General features: G+C 58.9%; 25 protein-coding genes. All 25 read left to right on the forward strand.

The window, feature by feature from the left end; translation table 11 throughout:
* The first annotated feature begins 10 nt into the window (after positions 1-10).
* Positions 11-316: a 30S ribosomal protein S14 gene (gene rpsN / locus IF204_RS15375; protein ID WP_167636930.1), complete on the forward strand. Its 306-nt coding sequence runs from the start codon at positions 11-13 to the stop codon at positions 314-316.
* Between the two features lie 12 nt (positions 317-328).
* Positions 329-721: a 30S ribosomal protein S8 gene (gene rpsH, locus IF204_RS15380; protein WP_194097928.1), complete on the forward strand. Its 393-nt coding sequence runs from the start codon at positions 329-331 to the stop codon at positions 719-721.
* Between the two features lie 10 nt (positions 722-731).
* Positions 732-1,265, forward strand: coding sequence for a 50S ribosomal protein L6 (gene rplF, locus IF204_RS15385; RefSeq protein ID WP_167636934.1), 534 nt, complete (start codon positions 732-734; stop codon positions 1,263-1,265).
* Between the two features lie 11 nt (positions 1,266-1,276).
* Complete coding sequence (rplR, locus tag IF204_RS15390) at positions 1,277-1,636, forward strand: 50S ribosomal protein L18 (protein WP_167636936.1); 360 nt, start codon at positions 1,277-1,279, stop codon at positions 1,634-1,636.
* 12 nt (positions 1,637-1,648) lie between these two features.
* Positions 1,649-2,206: a 30S ribosomal protein S5 gene (rpsE, locus tag IF204_RS15395; protein WP_167636938.1), complete on the forward strand. Its 558-nt coding sequence runs from the start codon at positions 1,649-1,651 to the stop codon at positions 2,204-2,206.
* Between the two features lie 12 nt (positions 2,207-2,218).
* The gene (gene rpmD, locus IF204_RS15400; RefSeq protein ID WP_167636940.1) at positions 2,219-2,407 is read left to right on the forward strand and encodes a 50S ribosomal protein L30; all 189 of its coding nucleotides are present in this window, start codon (positions 2,219-2,221) and stop codon (positions 2,405-2,407) included.
* Between the two features lie 95 nt (positions 2,408-2,502).
* On the forward strand, positions 2,503-2,859 hold the full coding sequence (locus tag IF204_RS20115; protein ID WP_228069231.1) for a DUF1127 domain-containing protein: 357 nt from the start codon (positions 2,503-2,505) through the stop codon (positions 2,857-2,859).
* Between the two features lie 187 nt (positions 2,860-3,046).
* Positions 3,047-3,511 (forward strand): 50S ribosomal protein L15, encoded by a 465-nt coding sequence (rplO, locus tag IF204_RS15410; protein ID WP_194097929.1) that lies wholly within the window; start codon positions 3,047-3,049, stop codon positions 3,509-3,511.
* A gap of 104 nt (positions 3,512-3,615) precedes the next feature.
* Entirely contained in the window at positions 3,616-4,977 is a 1,362-nt protein-coding gene (gene secY, locus IF204_RS15415) for a preprotein translocase subunit SecY (RefSeq protein ID WP_228069232.1), read from the forward strand.
* Entirely contained in the window at positions 4,974-5,621 is a 648-nt protein-coding gene (locus IF204_RS15420; protein WP_194097930.1) for an adenylate kinase, read from the forward strand. The genes secY and IF204_RS15420 overlap by 4 nt, the downstream gene beginning before the upstream one ends.
* Before the next feature lie 224 nt (positions 5,622-5,845).
* A complete protein-coding gene (gene rpsM, locus IF204_RS15425; protein ID WP_194097931.1) occupies positions 5,846-6,214 on the forward strand; it encodes a 30S ribosomal protein S13 in 369 nt (122 codons plus the stop codon).
* Positions 6,215-6,229: 15 nt separating this feature from the next.
* Positions 6,230-6,622 (forward strand): 30S ribosomal protein S11, encoded by a 393-nt coding sequence (gene rpsK / locus IF204_RS15430; protein ID WP_167636951.1) that lies wholly within the window; start codon positions 6,230-6,232, stop codon positions 6,620-6,622.
* Positions 6,623-6,732: 110 nt separating this feature from the next.
* Entirely contained in the window at positions 6,733-7,749 is a 1,017-nt protein-coding gene (locus tag IF204_RS15435; RefSeq protein WP_167636954.1) for a DNA-directed RNA polymerase subunit alpha, read from the forward strand.
* Positions 7,750-7,863: 114 nt separating this feature from the next.
* Positions 7,864-8,283, forward strand: a complete 420-nt coding sequence (gene rplQ / locus IF204_RS15440; RefSeq protein ID WP_194097932.1) for a 50S ribosomal protein L17 — start codon at positions 7,864-7,866, stop codon at positions 8,281-8,283.
* Positions 8,284-8,431: 148 nt separating this feature from the next.
* Positions 8,432-9,043 (forward strand): autoinducer binding domain-containing protein, encoded by a 612-nt coding sequence (locus IF204_RS15445; protein ID WP_194097933.1) that lies wholly within the window; start codon positions 8,432-8,434, stop codon positions 9,041-9,043.
* Between the two features lie 54 nt (positions 9,044-9,097).
* Positions 9,098-9,688, forward strand: coding sequence for an acyl-homoserine-lactone synthase (locus IF204_RS15450; protein WP_194097934.1), 591 nt, complete (start codon positions 9,098-9,100; stop codon positions 9,686-9,688).
* Positions 9,689-9,726: 38 nt separating this feature from the next.
* A complete protein-coding gene (locus IF204_RS15455) occupies positions 9,727-11,043 on the forward strand; it encodes a replication-associated recombination protein A (protein ID WP_194097935.1) in 1,317 nt (438 codons plus the stop codon).
* A 31-nt stretch (positions 11,044-11,074) separates the two neighbouring features.
* The gene (gene crcB / locus IF204_RS15460) at positions 11,075-11,452 is read left to right on the forward strand and encodes a fluoride efflux transporter CrcB (RefSeq protein WP_194097936.1); all 378 of its coding nucleotides are present in this window, start codon (positions 11,075-11,077) and stop codon (positions 11,450-11,452) included.
* Positions 11,449-12,507, forward strand: a complete 1,059-nt coding sequence (locus tag IF204_RS15465; protein WP_194097937.1) for an RluA family pseudouridine synthase — start codon at positions 11,449-11,451, stop codon at positions 12,505-12,507. Before crcB ends, IF204_RS15465 begins: the two co-directional genes overlap by 4 nt.
* Positions 12,494-13,165 carry an HAD-IA family hydrolase gene (locus IF204_RS15470; protein ID WP_194097938.1) on the forward strand — a complete coding sequence of 224 codons (672 nt, stop codon included), beginning with the start codon at positions 12,494-12,496 and terminating at the stop codon, positions 13,163-13,165. The genes IF204_RS15465 and IF204_RS15470 overlap by 14 nt, the downstream gene beginning before the upstream one ends.
* Positions 13,162-13,875: an ATP12 family chaperone protein gene (locus IF204_RS15475; RefSeq protein ID WP_194098252.1), complete on the forward strand. Its 714-nt coding sequence runs from the start codon at positions 13,162-13,164 to the stop codon at positions 13,873-13,875. The genes IF204_RS15470 and IF204_RS15475 overlap by 4 nt, the downstream gene beginning before the upstream one ends.
* 208 nt (positions 13,876-14,083) lie before the next feature.
* On the forward strand, positions 14,084-15,103 hold the full coding sequence (locus IF204_RS15480) for an amino acid ABC transporter substrate-binding protein (RefSeq protein WP_167636969.1): 1,020 nt from the start codon (positions 14,084-14,086) through the stop codon (positions 15,101-15,103).
* 126 nt (positions 15,104-15,229) lie between these two features.
* Entirely contained in the window at positions 15,230-16,639 is a 1,410-nt protein-coding gene (locus tag IF204_RS15485) for an amino acid ABC transporter permease (protein WP_194097939.1), read from the forward strand.
* A 1-nt stretch (position 16,640) separates the two neighbouring features.
* Entirely contained in the window at positions 16,641-18,344 is a 1,704-nt protein-coding gene (locus tag IF204_RS15490) for an amino acid ABC transporter permease (RefSeq protein WP_194097940.1), read from the forward strand.
* A gap of 11 nt (positions 18,345-18,355) precedes the next feature.
* Positions 18,356-19,147, forward strand: coding sequence for an amino acid ABC transporter ATP-binding protein (locus IF204_RS15495; RefSeq protein WP_194097941.1), 792 nt, complete (start codon positions 18,356-18,358; stop codon positions 19,145-19,147).
* The last annotated feature ends 38 nt before the right edge of the window (positions 19,148-19,185 follow it).

Here is a 19,185-nt window from a genome sequence, read left to right on the forward strand (position 1 = left end):
GATTAGAGTAATGGCTAAAAAATCCATGGTCGAACGCGAGAAGAAGCGCGAACGCCTGGTAGCTAAATACGCTGCCAAGCGCGCTGAACTCAAAGAAATCGCGAACGATGAAACCAAGTCGATGGAAGAGCGCTTCAAGGCCCGCCTGAAGCTGGCAGAACTGCCGCGCAACAGCTCGCCCACCCGTCTTCACAACCGTTGCCAGCTGACCGGTCGTCCGCACGCGTACTACCGCAAGCTCAAGATCAGCCGTATTAAGCTCCGTGAACTGGGCTCGAACGGCGAGATCCCGGGCATGGTCAAGTCGAGCTGGTAAGGAGGGTTAGAAATGAACGATCCTATCGGTGATATGCTGACCCGTATCCGTAACGCCCAGATGCGTGGCAAGTCGACCGTGTCGACCCCCGCTTCGAAGCTGCGCGGTTGGGTTCTGGACGTGCTTGCGGACGAAGGTTACATCCGCGGCTACGAAAGCACCACTGACGCCAAGGGCCACGCAGCTCTTGAAATCACCCTCAAGTACTTCGAAGGCACTCCTGTCATTCGCGAACTCAAGCGGGTCTCGAAGCCCGGTCGTCGCGTCTACATGAGCGTCAAGGACATCCCGTCGGTCCGTCAGGGCCTGGGCGTGTCGATTGTCTCCACCCCGAAGGGTGTGATGTCGGACGCAAACGCTCGCGCAGCCAACGTTGGCGGCGAAGTGCTTTGCACCGTCTTCTAAGGAGGGGCTGATGTCACGTATTGGTAAAAAACCGGTCTCGCTTCCGAGCGGCGTAACCGCTTCGGTTTCGGGCCAGACCATCGAAGTTAAGGGTGCCAAAGGCTCCCGTTCCTTCACTGCTACCGATGATGTTACCATCGCTGTCGAAGATAACGCTGTTTCGGTTACCCCGCGTGGTAGCTCGAAGCGCGCTCGTCAGCAGTGGGGCATGACCCGCACCATGATCGAAAACCTGGTCACTGGCGTGACCGAGGGCTTCAAGAAAGAGCTTGAGATCACCGGTGTTGGTTACCGTGCTCAGATGCAGGGCAACACCCTGAAGCTGGCCCTCGGTTACTCGCACGACGTCGACTTCGAAGTTCCGGCTGGCGTAACCGTCACCGCTCCGAAGCAGACCGAGATCGTTGTGGAAGGTACTGACCAACAGCTGGTGGGGCAGGTTGCTGCCAACATCCGCGAGTGGCGTAAGCCGGAGCCCTATAAGGGCAAAGGTATCCGCTACAAGGGCGAGTACATCTTCCGCAAAGAAGGCAAGAAGAAGTAAGGAACGCGAAAATGGCAAACAGCAAAAGAACCCTGTTTCTGAAGCGCCGCCTGCGCGTCCGGAACAAACTTCGCGCCGTGAACGCTGGTCGCGTTCGCCTCTCGGTGCATCGTTCGAACAAGAACATCAGCGTCCAGCTGATCGACGACGTCAAGGGTACTACCCTGGCGGCGGCCTCGACCCTCGAAAAGGATCTGGGCCTCGTCGGCAAGAACAACATCGAAGCTGCGGCCAAGGTTGGTCAGGTTATCGCAGAGCGTGCCAAGGCCGCTGGCGTAACCGAAGCCTACTTCGATCGTGGTGGCTTCCTGTTCCACGGCAAGGTGAAGGCTCTGGCCGACGCTGCGCGTGAAGCTGGTCTGAAGATCTAAGGAGACGAGAAAATGGCAGAACGTGAGAACCGCCGGGACCGTCGCGAACGCGACGAAGCTCCGGAATTCGCCGATCGTCTCGTGGCGATCAACCGCGTCTCGAAGACTGTTAAGGGTGGTAAGCGCTTCGGCTTTGCTGCTCTGGTAGTCGTCGGCGACCAGAAAGGCCGTGTCGGCTTCGGCAAGGGCAAGGCCAAAGAAGTACCGGAAGCGATCCGCAAGGCTACTGAACAAGCCAAGCGCTCCATGATCCGTGTGCCGCTGCGCGATGGTCGTACGCTGCACCACGACATGGAAGGTCGTCACGGTGCGGGCCGCGTCGTAATGCGTCAGGCTCCGGAAGGTACCGGTATCATCGCCGGTGGTCCGATGCGTGCCGTGTTCGAAATGCTGGGCATCAAGGACGTTGTGTCCAAGTCGCTCGGTTCGCAGAACCCGTACAACATGATCCGTGCTACCCTCGACGGTCTGAAGAAAGAAGCTTCGCCCCGTTCGGTAGCACAGCGTCGCGGCAAAAAGGTTGCAGACATCCTTCGTAAGGATGAAGCACCGGCCGAAGCTGAAGCGTAAGGAGACAGGACCATGGCAAAAACCATCGTCGTCAAGCAGATCGGCTCGCCGATCCGTCGTCCCGACGTTCAGCGCCGTACGCTGATCGGTCTGGGCCTCAACAAGATGCACAAGACCCGTGAACTCGAAGATACCCCTTCGGTCCGCGGCATGGTCGAAAGCATCCCGCACCTCGTCGAGATCATCGAAGAGCGCGGCTAAGGCTTAGCCCACGTATCAATCCAGAAGGCCCTGCAGGAAACTGCGGGGCCTTTTGCTATTGGGCTATTGCATGGCTGTATTGCTGCGCGTGCATTATGCAGAATCTGCATGTCGGGCAGACCGAACTGTCCGTTGTCTGCGATAACGGTGGGGGCTACATCAGGGGCACCGAAGACAAGAACACAGAAAACTGCACGGGACACACGGTCCCGACGATCAAAGGAAAATACCTCATGGCATACGTTGCTAACGCTCCCCGCACTGCTTTCGCTCCGGCTCGTTTCGTCGCAACCGTCGCTGAAAACCTCTCGGTCTACCGCACCCGCCGCGCCGCTTTCAAGCGCACCCTGGCAGAGCTCGATAGCCTGAATGACCGCGAACTGTCCGATCTGGGTCTGACCCGCTTCATGATCGAAGACGTTGCTCGCGAAGCTGCCCGCCGCGCCGCATAAAGCACTCCCCGCTCTATACGACCCAGCCCCGACGCTTGCGCCGGGGCTTTTGTATTTCTGGGGCCTTGCATTGCGGGGGAGGGGAATCTATACGCCTCCGGTGGCCTTGGAGCCTCAAGAATCAATCTATGTAAGCCGTGTTTGCCCACTCCGTCGCTGGAGGGCAGTTCCGGCAAGGAGAAGCGACATGAAACTGCACGAACTTCGTGACAATGAAGGCGCAACCAAAAAGCGTATGCGCGTTGGCCGTGGCCCCGGTTCCGGTAAAGGTAAAATGGGTGGCCGTGGTATCAAAGGTCAGAAATCCCGTTCGGGCGTAGCTATCAAGGGCTACGAAGGCGGCCAGATGCCCCTCTACCAGCGTCTTCCGAAGCGCGGCTTCAACAAGCCGAACGCCAAGAAGTTCACTGCGATCAACGTTGGTCTGATCCAGAAGTCCATCGACGCCGGCAAGCTCGACGCTGCGAACATCACCGAAGACACCCTGATCGCTTCGGGTCTGGTACGTCGCAAGCTCGACGGCATCCGCATCCTCGGCAAAGGTGAAATCACCTCCGCTGCAACCATCACTGTCACCGGCGCTTCGAAAGGTGCTGTTGAGGCAGTTGAAAAGGCCGGCGGCAAGCTCAACGTCGCTGCGGCGGCGGAATAAGGGTTGAGGGCGCCCTTCCGGGCGCTTAACTACCTTCCTAGTTTTCCTTTCGCCGCCGTCCGGGAAACCGGTCGGCGGCGTTATCGTTGAAAGAGATCCCATCCATGGCTTCTGCAGCAGAGCAAATGGCGGCGAACCTCGACTGGTCGACCTTCGGAAAGGCCAAAGAGCTACGCCAGCGCATTTTCTTCACGATCGGTCTGCTGATCGTCTACCGCCTCGGTACCTATATTCCGGTGCCCGGTATCGACATCGCAGCACTTTCGAACTTCTTTGAATCCCAGAACACCGGTATCGGCGGCATGCTCGCTATGTTCACCGGTGGCGCGCTGAGCCGTATGGGCATCTTCGCACTGGGTATCATGCCCTACATTTCCGCCTCGATTATCGTCCAGCTGGTCGGCTCCATGTACGAGCCGTGGAAGCAGTTGAAGAAAGAGGGCGAACCGGGCCGCAAGAAGCTCAACCAATACACCCGTTACGGCACTGTCGTGCTGGCCATGTTCCAGTCCTACGGTCTGGCTGTCGGCCTCGAAAGCGGCGGCATGGCTCATGATCCGGGCCTGTTCTTCATCGTTTCGACCATGGTGACCATCGTTGGTGGTACCATGTTCCTGATGTGGCTCGGCGAACAGATCACCAGCCGCGGTATCGGCAACGGTATCTCGCTGATCATCTTTGTCGGTATCGTTGCTGAACTTCCGGCCGCTGCTGCCCAGTTCCTGACGACCGCCCAGCAGACCTCCAACTGGGCACTGGTCCTCGGCGTGATTGCGATGCTGGTTGTTGTGTTGGCATTCGTGGTCTTCATGGAGCGCTCGCTCCGCAAGATCCACATCCAGTACCCCCGCCAACAGCGCGGTATGAAGGTTTACGATGGCGGTTCTTCGCACCTACCGATCAAGGTAAACCCCGCTGGCGTGATCCCCGCGATTTTTGCTTCGGCTCTTCTGCTGCTGCCGACCACGATCGCGACCTTCACCCAGAACACCACGAACCCCGTACTGCTGTGGCTCACCGCCAACCTCGGCCCGGGTCAGTGGCTGTACCTTGTGTTCTTCACCTCGATGATCGTCTTTTTCACGTACTTCTACACCAAGGAAGTCGCGTTCAAGACTGACGACGTTGCCGAGAACCTGAAGAACCAGAACGGCTTTGTTCCTGGTATCCGTCCTGGCAAGAATACTGCGAAGTACCTCGACTACGTTGTGACCCGCGTTCTTGTGCTCGGTTCTGGTTACCTTGCGCTAGTTTGTCTCATGCCGGAAATTATCCGTAGCTTTACCGGCTTCACTTTCTATTTTGGCGGCACTTCGGTTCTGATTATTGTGTCTGTGGGGATGGATACGATTCAGCAGATCCAATCGCACCTGTTGGCCCACCAATACGAAGGGCTAATTGAGAAATCGCAACTGCGTGGTAAACGCAGCGCCAAGAAACGTAGCAGGGGACCCTCTCGTCGATGAATATTATCCTTCTCGGACCGCCGGGCGCGGGCAAAGGCACACAAGCTCGCAAGCTTGTTGAAGAACGCAACATGATCCAGCTGTCGACCGGCGACATGCTGCGGGACGCTCGCACCAGCGGCACCGAGATGGGTAAGAAGGTTGCCGAAGTCATGGACTCCGGCAATCTGGTCACCGACGAAATCGTCATCGGTCTGATCCGCGAAAAGCTGGAATCGGGCGAAGCTGCCGGCGGCTATATCTTCGACGGCTTCCCGCGCACTCTGGCTCAGGCCGATGCGCTGGGTCAGCTGCTCGACGATCTGGGCGCCAAGCTGGACCGCGTCGTTGAAATGCAGGTCGATGATACCGCGCTCGTCGCTCGTATCACTGCCCGCTCGACCTGCGGCAACTGCGGCGAGGTCTACAACGACCAGACCAAGCCGATCCCCGATGACGGCGTCTGCACCTCCTGCGGCGAGAAGGCCGAATTCAAGCGCCGCGCCGACGACAACGAAGACAGCCTCAAGACTCGCCTGCTGGCCTACTACAAGCAGACCAGCCCGCTGATCGGCTACTACTACGCCAAGGGCGACCTCGTTTCGATCGACGGTCTTGCCTCGATGGACGAAGTCGCCGCCAGCATGAAGAACGCGCTCGCATAAGTGCAGGGTAGGGGCTTCGGCCCCTATATCCACTTTGCGGGTTGACGTGTTGGGAATACCCCAATACACAGCCCCATCCCAAAATGGGAATCATCCATGTTATGCGGGTCGCACCCGTAGACGCATGATCACCTCATTGACTGCGGCCCGTCGGTTATCGCCACGGGCCTACGTTGTGAAAAAAGGTTCCGGAACTACGGAATCGCAACGAAAGGAAAGATAACGTGGCACGTATCGCCGGCGTGAACCTCCCTACTGGTAAGCGGGTTCCTATCGCTCTCACCTACATCACTGGCGTCGGTCCTGCGACCGCCGAACAGATCTGCGAAGCCAACAACATCGACCGTACCCGTCGTGTTAACGAACTCTCGGATTCCGAGATTCTGGCAATTCGCGAATACATCGACGCAAACCTCACCGTTGAAGGTGACCTGCGCCGTGAAGTCCAGATGAACATCAAGCGTCTGATGGACCTCGGCTGCTACCGTGGTCTGCGCCATCGTCGTAACCTGCCCGTTCGCGGTCAGCGTACCCACACCAACGCTCGCACCCGCAAAGGCCCCGCAAAGGCCATCGCTGGTAAGAAGAAGTAAGGGAGGGCATAGACAATGGCTCGTGATACCCGTCGTGGTGGCAAGAAAAAGGTTTCCAAGAACATCGCCGCTGGCGTTGCTCATGTAAACTCCACCTTCAACAACACCAAGATCCTCATCTCGGACGTGCAGGGCAACGCCATTTCGTGGTCGTCGGCCGGCACCATGGGCTTCAAGGGCTCGCGTAAGTCGACCCCGTATGCCGCCCAGATGGCTGCTGAAGATGCAGGCCGCAAGGCTCAGGATCATGGCGTAAAGACTCTCGAAGTCGAAGTTCAGGGCCCGGGTTCGGGTCGTGAATCGGCACTCCGTGCTCTGGCTGCTGTTGGCTTCAACATCACGTCGATCCGTGACGTGACCCCGTTGGCTCACAACGGCTGCCGTCCGCCGAAGCGCCGCCGCGTCTAATCGAAAGATTACCCGCTGGGGCTGTGGTTTTTCCACGGCCCCAGTTCGTCATTTCAACCTCGGGCGTCTGCCTTTTAGGACATGGAAGGTAGACAAGTATGGAGGGACGCATGATCCACAAAAATTGGGCGGAACTGATCAAGCCGACCCAGCTCGATGTCAAACCGGGCAATGACCCGCAGCGCCAGGCAACTGTCGTCGCAGAACCGCTGGAACGCGGCTTCGGTCTTACCCTTGGCAACGCGCTGCGTCGTATTCTGCTTTCGTCGCTTCAGGGCGCCGCAATTACCGCCGTTCACATTGACAACGTCCTGCACGAGTTCTCCTCGGTTTCGGGCGTTCGTGAAGACGTCACCGACATCGTGCTGAACCTCAAGGGCGTTTCGCTCAAGATGGAAGTCGAAGGTCCGAAGCGTCTCACCGTTCAGGCCAAAGGCCCGGGCGTTGTAACTGCTGCTGACATCTCGGAATCGGCTGGTATCGAGGTCCTGAACAAGGATCACGTGATCTGCCACCTCGACGATGGCGCCGACCTGTACATGGAACTGACCGTCAACACCGGTAAGGGCTATGTTTCGGCTGACAAGAACAAGCCGGAAGACGCTCCGATCGGCCTCATCGCCATCGACGCGATCTACTCGCCGGTCAAGAAAGTTTCGTACGACGTTCAGCCGACCCGCGAAGGTCAGGTTCTGGACTACGACAAGCTGACCATGAAAGTCGAAACCGACGGTTCGATCACTCCGGAAGATGCTGTTGCTTTCGCTGCACGTATCCTTCAGGACCAGCTGTCGATCTTCGTCAACTTCGACGAGCCGGAATCGGCACAGGCTGGCGGCGACGACGACGGTCTCGAGTTCAACCCGCTTCTGCTCAAGAAAGTGGACGAACTGGAACTGTCCGTACGTTCGGCCAACTGCCTCAAGAACGACAACATCGTCTACATCGGTGATCTCATCCAGAAGACCGAAGCAGAGATGCTGCGCACGCCGAACTTCGGCCGCAAGTCGCTCAACGAGATCAAAGAAGTTCTGTCGGGCATGGGCCTGCACCTCGGTATGGATGTCGAGGACTGGCCGCCGGACAACATCGAAGAACTCGCTAAGAAATACGAAGACCAGTTCTAAGGTCTTCCGGTGGGGCGGAAACGCCCCGCCAACACCCCGGGCAATAATGCCCCAAGGAGAGTGGCCAACACGCATAGGCCACCGGACAAAGCATAAAACGCTAGGAGATACAAAATGCGTCACGCTCGCGGTTACCGCCGTCTCAACCGTACCCACGAACACCGTAAAGCTCTGCTTTCGAACATGAGCGGCTCGCTCATCGAGCACGAGCAGATCAAGACCACTTTGCCGAAGGCCAAGGAACTGAAGCGCGTCATCGACAAGCTGATCACCCTCGGCAAGCGCGGCGACATCCACGCCCGCCGTCAGGCTGCTGCGATGCTCAAGCAGGACAAAGACGTTGCCAAGCTCTTCGAAGTTCTCGGCCCGCGTTACAAGGACCGCAACGGCGGTTACTCGCGCGTTCTGAAAGCCGGCTTCCGTTACGGCGACATGGCTCCGATGGCGATCATCGAACTGGTTGATCGTGATCCGGCTGCTAAGGGCGCTGCTGACAAGGCCCGTCTCGAAGCCGAAATGGCCGACGACGAATAAGAATTCCGATCCTTCTTGGATCAAAGAGAAGCCCCGCTCGCACGCCGCGAGCGGGGCTTTTTCTATGCGTAAAACACATCGCATCCTAAAGTTGATCGCAATACACTTTAAAGTTGACTAAATTTTAAAACAGTTGCCATATAGGTGTATGACCTTGGCGATTGAAACCGCTAACTACTCGGACAGGCTCGATAAAATCGCGCCTCACGGCTACTTTTACGGATTGCATATCCGGGCCGCGACGCCGCTGTTTTCGGCGCAGACGTTCCCAAGGGCATGGATGGATCACTATGTCGAGGAGGCCTATGCGCTCCGTGATCCGATCATTGCTTGGGGGCTTGATCGGGTTGGAACTGCCAGATGGAGCGAAATAACCATTCCGGACCCGTTCGATATTCTCGGACAGGCTCGCGCATACGGGATGAACTACGGATTGGCCGTATCTTGCGGTACGCTGAAATCCAGAACGATCGCGACTGCCACGCGACCGGATCGCGAATTCACAGAATGTGAAATTGCCGAATTTGCGCATGTCATCGAAGCGATGCATGCCGACTTTTGCCCCCCGCTGTCCTTGACGGACGCACAATCACAAGCCCTGCGGCGGATCGCCGAGGGGGATCGTCACGCGGCAGCCGCCGCAAAGCTGGGTATCTCAGAAAGCGCCTTCAAGGCGCGCCTATCGGTCGCCCGTTCGAGCTTGCACGCCCGGACAACGGTAGAGGCTATCCATAAAGCAAGGAGCTACCGTCTGCTTTGACGTCCTTTTCGGCCCGGCGCGGGGGAATGACCCTAATTCCGCTGGAGGCTACACATGCAAAGCACGGTTCTCGCATTCGCCAATATGCACCATCACGGCGAGCTATTTGCCAATGTCCTGCGCGCGCGCCGGGATTCGTTCATTCTCAAGCGGTCGTGGGATCTGCCTGAGACGATGGGCATGGAATACGATCAATATGACACGCCCGCATCGCGCTACGTGGCGGTCCACGACGACACCGGCCGCGTTCTGGCCGGTGCGCGTCTCACGCCCACCACGGCGCGTTGCGGCATCTACTCCTACATGATCCGCGACGCACAGAACGGGCTGCTGGACTCGATCCCGCAGGATTTGCTCTACGATGAAGCTCCCGTGGACGAAACTATCTGGGAAGTAACCCGCGGCTTCATCGGGGATGATGTCCCGACCAACGTGCGCCTAAGGGTACGTCTGCTGTTGACCGGTCAGATCGTTAAGGCCGGCCGCGAACTGTGTGCGAGCCGGATGGTTGCGCTGCTGCCGTCGAACTGGACCCGCTGGTCGAAGCGCGCAGCGCTGGATCTGTCGCCTGCGGGCCGCGTGATGAATATGGGCGGGATCGAGTATCAGGCTGTATGGTTCAACCTTGCGGACAAGCTGCACTGAGTGATTGCAAAGATCGGACATGAGCCTAAGTTGCGCTCATGTCCGATCTTTTCGAAACGCCCTCGGCGACGCCCTCCAACGCCCCGCATCCGCTTGCCGACCGCCTTCGTCCCAAGACGTTGGCAGAGGTCATCGGCCAGAAGCAGGTCATTGGCGAGGACGGCCCGCTCGGCGTGATGCTCGAATCGGGGTCGCTGTCGTCGCTGATCCTCTGGGGGCCACCGGGGGTTGGTAAGACCACAATTGCGCGTCTGCTGGCGCGCGAGACGGACCTTCACTTCGAACAAATCAGCGCGATCTTCAGCGGCGTGCCGGAGCTTCGCAAAGTGTTCGAAGCCGCTAAGATCAGGCGCGGCAACGGGCGCGGCACTCTGCTGTTTGTTGACGAGATCCACCGCTTCAACAAAGCCCAGCAGGACAGTTTCCTTCCGCATATGGAAGACGGCACCATTGTCCTCGTCGGCGCCACGACCGAGAACCCATCCTTTGAGCTCAACGCCGCTATCCTGAGCCGTTCTCAGGTTCTGGTTCTGACACGTTTGGACGATGACGAACTTGATGCGCTGGCAACGCGGGCGGAAAAGGAGATCGGGCGCGACCTGCCGCTGGAGCCTTCAGCGCGAACCGCTCTGCTGTCGATGGCCGACGGAGACGGTCGCACGTTGCTCAATCTGATCGAGCAGGTGTCAGCTTGGAAAGTGACCACTCCACTTGGCGTCGAGCAGCTCACGACCCGCCTGATGCGCCGCGCGGCCAAGTACGACAAATCGGGTGACGAGCACTATAACCTCATATCCGCACTGCATAAATCCGTGCGCGGGTCCGATCCCGATGCTGCGCTCTACTGGTTTTCGCGTATGCTCGAAGGCGGTGAAGACCCGCGCTACCTCGCGCGGCGTATCCTGCGGATGTCGGTCGAGGATATCGCGCTCGCCGATCCGCAGGCGCAGACCGTCTGCCTACATGCGTGGGAAACGTACGAGCGCCTCGGAAGTCCCGAAGGCGAACTCGCTTTGGCGCAGGCGGTCATCTACCTCGCACTCGCGCCCAAGACAAACGCGGGCTATGTGGCCTACAAGGCGTCCCGCGATGCAGCGCGAAAGTCGGGTAGCGAGCCGCCGCCCAAGCATATCCTCAACGCGCCAACCAAGATGATGAAGGAACAGGGATACGGCGCGGGCTATGCCTACGATCACGACGCCGAAGACGGCTTCTCGGGTCAGGATTACTTCCCCGACCGGATGCAGCGACCGACGTTCTACGCGCCGGTCGAGCGCGGATTTGAGCGAGAGTTGAAAAAACGGGTAGAGTATTTCGCGGGGCTCCGGTCCAAGCGAAACAGTAGCCGCGATTGACACTCCGCCCCCAAAGGGTCAAGGAACGCTGATGATTTGGAATACTCTCATAGTCGCCCTCGGGGGCGGGATCGGTGCTGCGGGGCGTTATCTGACGAATGTCGGCGTGATGCGTCTGGTCGGCCCGGGCTTCCCGTTCGGCACGGTGACGGTCAACGTCGTCGGCTCGTTCCTGATGGGCCTTCTGGTGATCCTGCTCGCGGACAAGGGCGGCAACAAGTACGCGCCGTTTCTGATGACGGGGATGCTCGGCGGTTTCACGACCTTCTCGGCGTTCTCGCTCGATGCGGTCGCCCTCTATGAGCGGAACGAAATATTACTGGCGGGCGTCTACGTGCTGGGCACGGTCATCGTCGGTATTGCAGCTTTGGTCGCCGGAATGGCGATCGGACGGATGGTGCTATCATGAGCGGTGTTCAGACCCGTACGATTACACACGACGATGCCGAAATGCGGATTGACCGCTGGCTTCGCAAGGAATTCCCGCACCTCACCCAAGGCCGCATCGAGAAGATGTGCCGCAAAGGTGAGTTGCGCGTCGATGGCGGCCGCGTGAAGCCGAACGCCCGCCTCGAATACGGACAAAAAGTGCGTATTCCGCCGCTGAGCGAGGCTGATAGCCAGCCTGCGCCGGTGGCGCTCCGCAAGATCAACAAATCCGACACCAAGATGATCCAAGACTGTGTTCTCTGGAAAGACGAGCACATCATCGCGCTGAACAAGCCGCCGGGACTGCCGTCGCAGGGTGGCTCGGGGCAGGGTGAACGCCACGTCGACGGTTTGGCCGAGGCGCTGAAGTTCGGCTACAAGGAAAAGCCTAAGCTGGTGCACCGTCTGGATAAGGACACCTCGGGCCTTCTGCTGCTCGCACGCACCCCGCGCGTTGCCCGTGCGCTGAGCGAAGCGCTGCGTCACCGCAACGTGCGCAAGATCTACTGGGCAGCTGTCGCGGGTCAGCCCTCGCCGAAGGCCGGTTCGATCAAATACGGCCTGCTCAAAGCGCCCGGTCGTGGTCAGCGCGGCGAAGGCGAAAAGATGCAGTGTATCCACCCGCGCGATGTTGCGACCACCGAGGGCGCGAAGCGTTCGCACACCGACTACGCCATTCAGGACACTGCGGGCACCCGTATGACCTGGGTTGCTCTGGTGCCGATCACGGGCCGCACCCACCAGTTGCGTGCCCACATGGCAGAAATCGGCCATCCGATCGTTGGCGACGGCAAGTACGGCGGCTCGTCGTCGGAAAATGCTGGCGATGGTTGGGGCGCAGGCGTCGGCGGAGAGATCAGCCGCAAGCTACACCTCCATGCCCGCACGCTCATTATCGAGCATCCGATCAAGAAAGAGATGATCACGCTTCAGGCGCCGCTGCCTGAGCATATGCAACGCACTTGGGACTATGTCGGCTGGAACGTAGATCACGCGCCGCTCGACCCGTTCAATATGGACGATGACCGATCTTAAGCTCGTAATCTTCGATGTGGACGGTACGCTGGTCGATAGCCAAGGGCTTATCGTGGCGTCCACGACGGCTGCGTTCGAGCAGATCGGGATGGTAGCGCCGAGCCGCGATGCCATCAAGTCCATCGTGGGCCTGTCGCTCGAAGAAGGCATGGCTGTTCTGGTGCCGGAGGCGGGCGCAAGCGAGCATGTTCGTCTGGCGGAGGCATACCGCAGCGCGTACTTCGAACAACGCGAGGCGCGCGGTTCTGCCGCCACGAGCCCGTTTTACGAGGGCGCGCGCGAGGTGCTCGACCAGCTTCGCGCCGATGACTGGATGCTGCTGGCGATTGCGACTGGCAAGTCCAAACGCGGCGTTGACAAACTGATCGAAGGGCATGGGCTGGAAGGATATTTCGCCTCCGCCCAATGCTCCGATTTCCATCCGTCCAAACCCCACCCGTCCATGATCGAGACTGCGCTGAGCGAGACCGGCGTGGATGCGGCAAACGCGGTGATGGTGGGCGATACGACATTCGATATGGATATGGCGAAGGCTGCTGGCGTGAAGGCGATTGGCGTGTCGTGGGGCTACCACGATGCCGCGACACTGAACGCTGACGTGCTGATCGACAGCTTTGCGGAACTGCCTGCCGCCATCCAAAATCTTCTGGGAGACTGACCATGTGGAAAGCCAAGCGTTTCTGGAAAGAGGCAACCGTTGCCGAGGTTGAGGGCGGTTGGACCGTGCAACTCGACGGTCGTCCGGTAAAAACGCCCGCGAAGACGCTGCTCGTCGTTCCGACCCGCGCACTGGCTGAAGCTATTGCGGTGGAGTGGGACGCTCAGGAAGGCGAGATCGACCCGAACCAGATGCCCTACACCCGCGCCGCCAACTCGGCGCTGGATAAGGTTACCGTCCAGTTCGACGAAGTGGCGGACATGCTGGCCGCCTACGGTGGAAGCGATTTGCTCTGCTACCGCGCTGACAGCCCAGAAGGGCTCTGTGCGCGTCAGGCGTCTGGCTGGGATCCGATTCTTGACTGGCTGCACAGCACTCACGGTGTACGCCTGAACAAGATTGCCGGCGTTATGCCGGTGGCGCAGGACGAAGCCGGTCAGGTGACGCTGCGCCAACGCGTCGGCAAGCTCAGCGCCTTTGAAATGGCTGGTTTCCACGACCTTGTGACCATTTCCGGCTCGTTTGCGCTCGCTCTGGCCGTCATCGAAAATCGCCTCCAGCCTGAAGAGGCGTGGGAGCTTTCTCGCATCGACGAGAACTGGCAAATCGAACAGTGGGGTGCCGATGAAGAGGCAACCGAGCTGGCCGAATACAAGAAAGCCGCCTTCCTCCTCGCGGCCGATCTTTATGCCAAAGCATATGTCGCCTAACCCACAGGACAAAAGTTAATCACGCGATGAAATTTTGTTCGTTTGACCTGTGCCTCCCACTGACTCGGGGTCATGGGCCTCTTGACCTCTAGGCCGCTTTTCGCCCAGTCTACAGCATCGCGTCGGGGCACACCGGCGTGCGCGGTACCCAATCCGCGGACCAAACTAACAACTGGCTCCAATGCCAGAAACTCAGGAAGAGGTTAAAATGAAGAAATCCGTACTGCTCGGCGCAGTTGCCGTCGCGGGTCTTACCGCAGCTGCTGCATCGGCCGCCACTCTGGACGATGTGAAAGCACGCGGCTCCCTGAACTGCGGCGTCTCGTCTGGTCTGACCGGTTTCTCGGAGCCCGACGCGAACGGCGTATGGCAGGGTTTTGACGTGGCTGTTTGCCGCGCAATCGGTGCCGCTGTTCTCGAAGATCCGACCGCTGTAGAATTCGTACCGCTCACCACCCAGGTTCGTTTCACTGCTCTGTCCTCGGGCGAAATCGACATCCTGTCGCGTAACACCACCTGGACCTTCTCGCGTGATACCGACCTGAACCTGAACTTCATCGGCGTAAACTACTACGACGGTCAGGGCTTCATGGTTCCCAAAGAGCTCGGCGTTACCTCGGCAAAGGACCTCGACGGTGCAACCGTTTGTATCCAGACCGGTACCACCACCGAACTGAACCTCGCTGACTTCTTCCGCTCGAACAACATCAACTACGAGCCGGTTCCGATCGAAACCAACGCAGAAGCTCAGCAGCAGTACCTCGCTGGCGCTTGTGACGTTTACACCACCGACGCATCGGGCCTCGCAGCGACCCGCGCGACCTTCGAAGATCCGTCGGCACACGTCATCCTGCCGGAAATCATTTCGAAAGAGCCGCTCGGCCCGGTCGTTCGTCACGGCGACGACAACTGGATGGACATCGCTCGTTGGACCCTCAACGCTCTGATCGCTGCTGAAGAACTCGGCGTCACCTCGGCTAACGTTGAAGAGCTGGCAGCTGCTCCGACCAACAACCCGGAAATCAACCGTCTGCTCGGCACCGAAGGTGACCTCGGCGCCATGATCGGCCTCGACAAGCAGTGGGCTGTCCGCGCTATCGCAGCTGGTGGCAACTACGGTGAGATCTTCGAACGCAACATCGGCGAGTCGACCCCGATCGGTCTGGCCCGCGGCCTGAACGCACAGTGGACCGAAGGCGGTCTGATGTACGCACCGCCGTTCCGCTAAGAACGGCTCACAGGATAGGGCGCGGCAATGGCCGCGCCCTTTTCCTAAGTAAACCAAGAACAAGCCCCCCACGCCATAATCAAAGAGCATAAGCCAAGGCGTGGAAAGGGAGCCGGGGAGAAATGGATGACGACCCAATCGGACCCGCCGAAGCGTAATGGCTTTCGGCTTTCTCAGCTAATTTACGACACCCGCTATCGCTCGATCACCCTGCAGGTCATTGCACTGCTTCTGATCGGTGGGGGCCTTTACTGGCTCTACAGCAACACCGTGACCAACCTCGCAGCACAGGGTAAGGACTTCCGTCTCGACTTCCTGTGGAAGCGCGCCGGTTACGACATTAACCAGCAGCTCATTCCGTATACCTCGAACGACACGCACATCCGTGCGGCGGCCGTCGGTATGTTCAATACCCTGCTCGTCGCCGGCCTTGGCTGCGTATTCGCGACGATCCTCGGTATTGTTTTCGGCGTTCTGCGCCTGTCGAAGAACTTCATGGCTTCGCGCCTTGCTGCCGTCTACGTCGAAGGCTTCCGCAACGTTCCGCTCCTCCTCTGGATCGTGGCGATCTTCGCGATTGTGACCGAAGCCACCCACCAGCCGCGTGACTTTAAAACCGGCGATGCGTCGATGCTCTTTAACGAGTCCGTCGCGATCACCAACCGCGGTACGTTCATCCCGAGCCCGATCTTCGGCGCCGGCTGGGAACTACTCGCTATCGTGGCGGTTCTGGCCATCGGCGCGGCGGTCTGGCTGCGCAAGTGGTCGATCAAGCGTCAGGCAGCAACGGGCGAGTCCCCGATGCCGATCTGGCTGGGCATCGTGCTCGTGATTGCTGCTATCCTGCTGGTTTACAGCCTTCAGGCCGGTCTGATGTTCGCGCTGCTGAGCATCATCAAGGTTGCGATCATCGTCGCTATCGCCGTCATCGGCTACCGCGTTGCAAAGACGTTTGTGCCGAATGTGCTGGCCGCTTTGATTGCCGCCGCTCTGATCATCCTCTGGCAGTATTTCATTGCCGGTCCGTTCTGGGGCATGTTCGGCTTCCAGCCTGCGTTCAATCCGTCGGTCACCTTCGATTACCCCGAACTCGGTGGGTTTAACTTCTCGGGTGGTCTCCAAATCCGTAACTCGCTGATCGCTCTTCTGCTGGCGCTGTCGCTCTACACCGGCGCGTTCATTGCAGAGATCGTGCGCGCGGGTATCCTCTCGGTCTCCAAGGGCCAGAGCGAAGCCGCATTCGCACTCGGTCTGCGCGCCAACCGGACTATGAGCCTCGTGATCCTGCCGCAAGCGATGCGCGTGATCATTCCCCCGCTTATTTCGCAGTTCCTGAACCTGACCAAGAACTCCTCGCTGGCTATCGCCATCGGTTACATGGACATCCGCAGTACTCTCGGCGGTATCACTGTGAACCAGACGGGCCGCGAGCTCGAAGGCATTCTGCTGACGGGCATGTTCTACCTCATCCTGAGCCTTCTAATTTCGGCCGGCATGAACTGGTTCAACAACAGCGTAAAACTGAAGGAGCGCTAAGATGTCTGACACACACGCGCAAACCGTCAGGTACGTTCGCGATTCCATGATCCAGCCGTCCGAGCCGCCAAACGCTCAGACCGGCGCGGTCAAATGGATGCGCGAAAACCTCTTCTCGGATTGGGTGAACGGTCTGATGACCGTCATCGCGATCTACATCATCTACTCGGTGCTCGCTGCGATCGCTCCGTGGTTCTACCATTCCGTCTGGAATGCGGGGTCGCTGAACGAATGCCGCGAAGTCATCGCGATCAACTCGCCGAATGCCATGCATGGCGGTGGCTGTTTCGCGGTCATTTCTGACCGTTGGCTCCAGCTGCTGTTCGGCTTCTACCGTGCTGACCTCCATTGGCGCCCGATCCTTGCGTTCGTTCTGCTATTCGTTGCGCTTGGCCCGATCCTCTTCCCGAACCGCTTCCCGCGTCCGCTGATGTGGCTCGCTGCGGCATACCCGTTCCTCGTGGTGTGGCTGCTGTGGGGCGGCTCGTTCTGGGTTCCGATCCTTGCTGCACTTGGTTTCGTCATTGGTGGTATCGTCGGTTACTTCGGTAACAAAGTCGGCGGTCTCGGCGTTGCTGTTGCCGCTGCCGTTGTTTCGGCAGTTGTCTGGTGGGTCTATCTAATGCCCGTCGTCAACGACGGCCTTCATGCCACGGTCGCCGAGTCGCGTCTTGAGACCATTGCCGAGCAGACCGAAGCCGATCTGATCGCCATTCCGGAAGCTCAGGAAGCCATCGATACCCGTATGGCGGAACTTAACGCACGCGTTGCTGAGCTTGATGCTCAGCTTGAAGAAATCGTCGCAATGGAAGAGACCGAAGCCGTGCAGGCCGAGTTCAACGCCATCATGGACGAGCTCGAAACCGTACGTTCGGAGCTGCGTATCCTCAGCCGCGACGCCTACTACTACTCGCAGAAATCGACCGATGCGAAGACCATCGCATCCAACCTCGAAATGCTGCCGGAATGGAAAGCCGCTGCTGCGGAGGGCGACGAAACTGCACAGCGTAACCTGAGCGACGCCTATGGGCGTCTGGGTCTGGTCGGCCTCGAGCCGGTCACCAGCCGCGAATTCGGTGGCTTCATGCTCGCGATCATCATCGGTGTCGCTGGTATCGGTCTGTCTCTGCCGCTCGGCGTTCTGCTGGCACTTGGTCGTCAGTCGGACCTGTTGGTGGTCAAGGTCGCCTGTATCGTCTTCATCGAAGTCATCCGCGGCGTTCCTCTGATCGTGTGGCTGTTCACGGCATCGCTGCTGCTGAACTACTTCCTGCCACCCGGTACGAACTTCGACCTTGTGCTGCGGGTTGTGATCATGGTCACGCTCTTCTCGGCGGCTTACATCGCCGAGGTGGTTCGTGGCGGTCTCGCGGCGCTTCCGAAGGGCCAGTACGAAGCGGCTGATGCGCTTGGTCTGGACTACTGGAAATCTATGCGCCTGATCGTCCTTCCGCAGGCACTGAAGATCTCGATCCCGGGTATCGTGAACACCTTTATCGGGCTGTTCAAAGATACCACGCTGGTCGGCATCATCGGTCTGCTCGACCCGATCAACCTCTCTAACTCAATTCGCGCCTCCAGTGACTGGAACGGCGTCTATTGGGAACTTTTCATCTTCATCGGCCTCGTATTCTTTGTCTGCTGTTTCAGCATGGGCCGTTACTCGCTGTGGCTGGAGAAACAACTTCAGCGCGGACACCGCTAAGGAGACCTGACATGTCTGAACTTGCTATCGACCGCACGATCGACCGTAGCACCATGAAGGTCTCGGACGAGGTGGCTATCCAGATCACCAACATGAACAAGTGGTACGGCCAATTCCACGTTCTGCGTGATGTGAACCTGACCGTTAACCGTGGTGAGCGCATCGTTATCTGTGGCCCGTCGGGCTCGGGTAAATCGACGCTGATCCGCTGTATCAACCGCCTCGAAGAACATCAGGCCGGTCAGATCATCGTGGACGGTACGGAACTGACCTCCGACCTCAAGAACATCGACAAGATCCGTTCCGAGGTCGGCATGTGCTTCCAGCACTTCAACCTGTTCCCGCACCTGACCATTCTGGAAAACTGCACTCTGGCGCCGATCTGGGTCCGTAAGGTTCCCAAGAAAGAAGCCGAAGAGACCGCGATGCACTACCTTGAAAAGGTGAAGATCCCCGATCAGGCCCATAAGTATCCGGGCCAGCTTTCGGGTGGTCAGCAGCAGCGTGTGGCGATCGCCCGCTCGCTCTGCATGAAGCCGCGCATCATGCTGTTCGACGAACCGACCTCGGCTCTCGACCCCGAGATGATCAAGGAAGTTCTCGACACTATGATCGAGCTCGCAGAAGAGGGCATGACCATGCTCTGTGTGACGCACGAAATGGGTTTTGCCCAAGCTGTCGCGAACCGCGTGATCTTCATGGACCAAGGCCAGATCATCGAACAGAACGAGCCGCACGAGTTCTTCAACAACCCGCAGTCGGATCGTACCAAGCTGTTCCTGTCGCAGATCCTCGGTCACTGATCTGCTGCAAATCCAAAGAGAAAGGCCCGGCGTTTGCC

It is taken from the genome of Marivivens aquimaris, assembly GCF_015220045.1.
In the GTDB taxonomy this organism is placed as follows: domain Bacteria; phylum Pseudomonadota; class Alphaproteobacteria; order Rhodobacterales; family Rhodobacteraceae; genus Marivivens; species Marivivens aquimaris.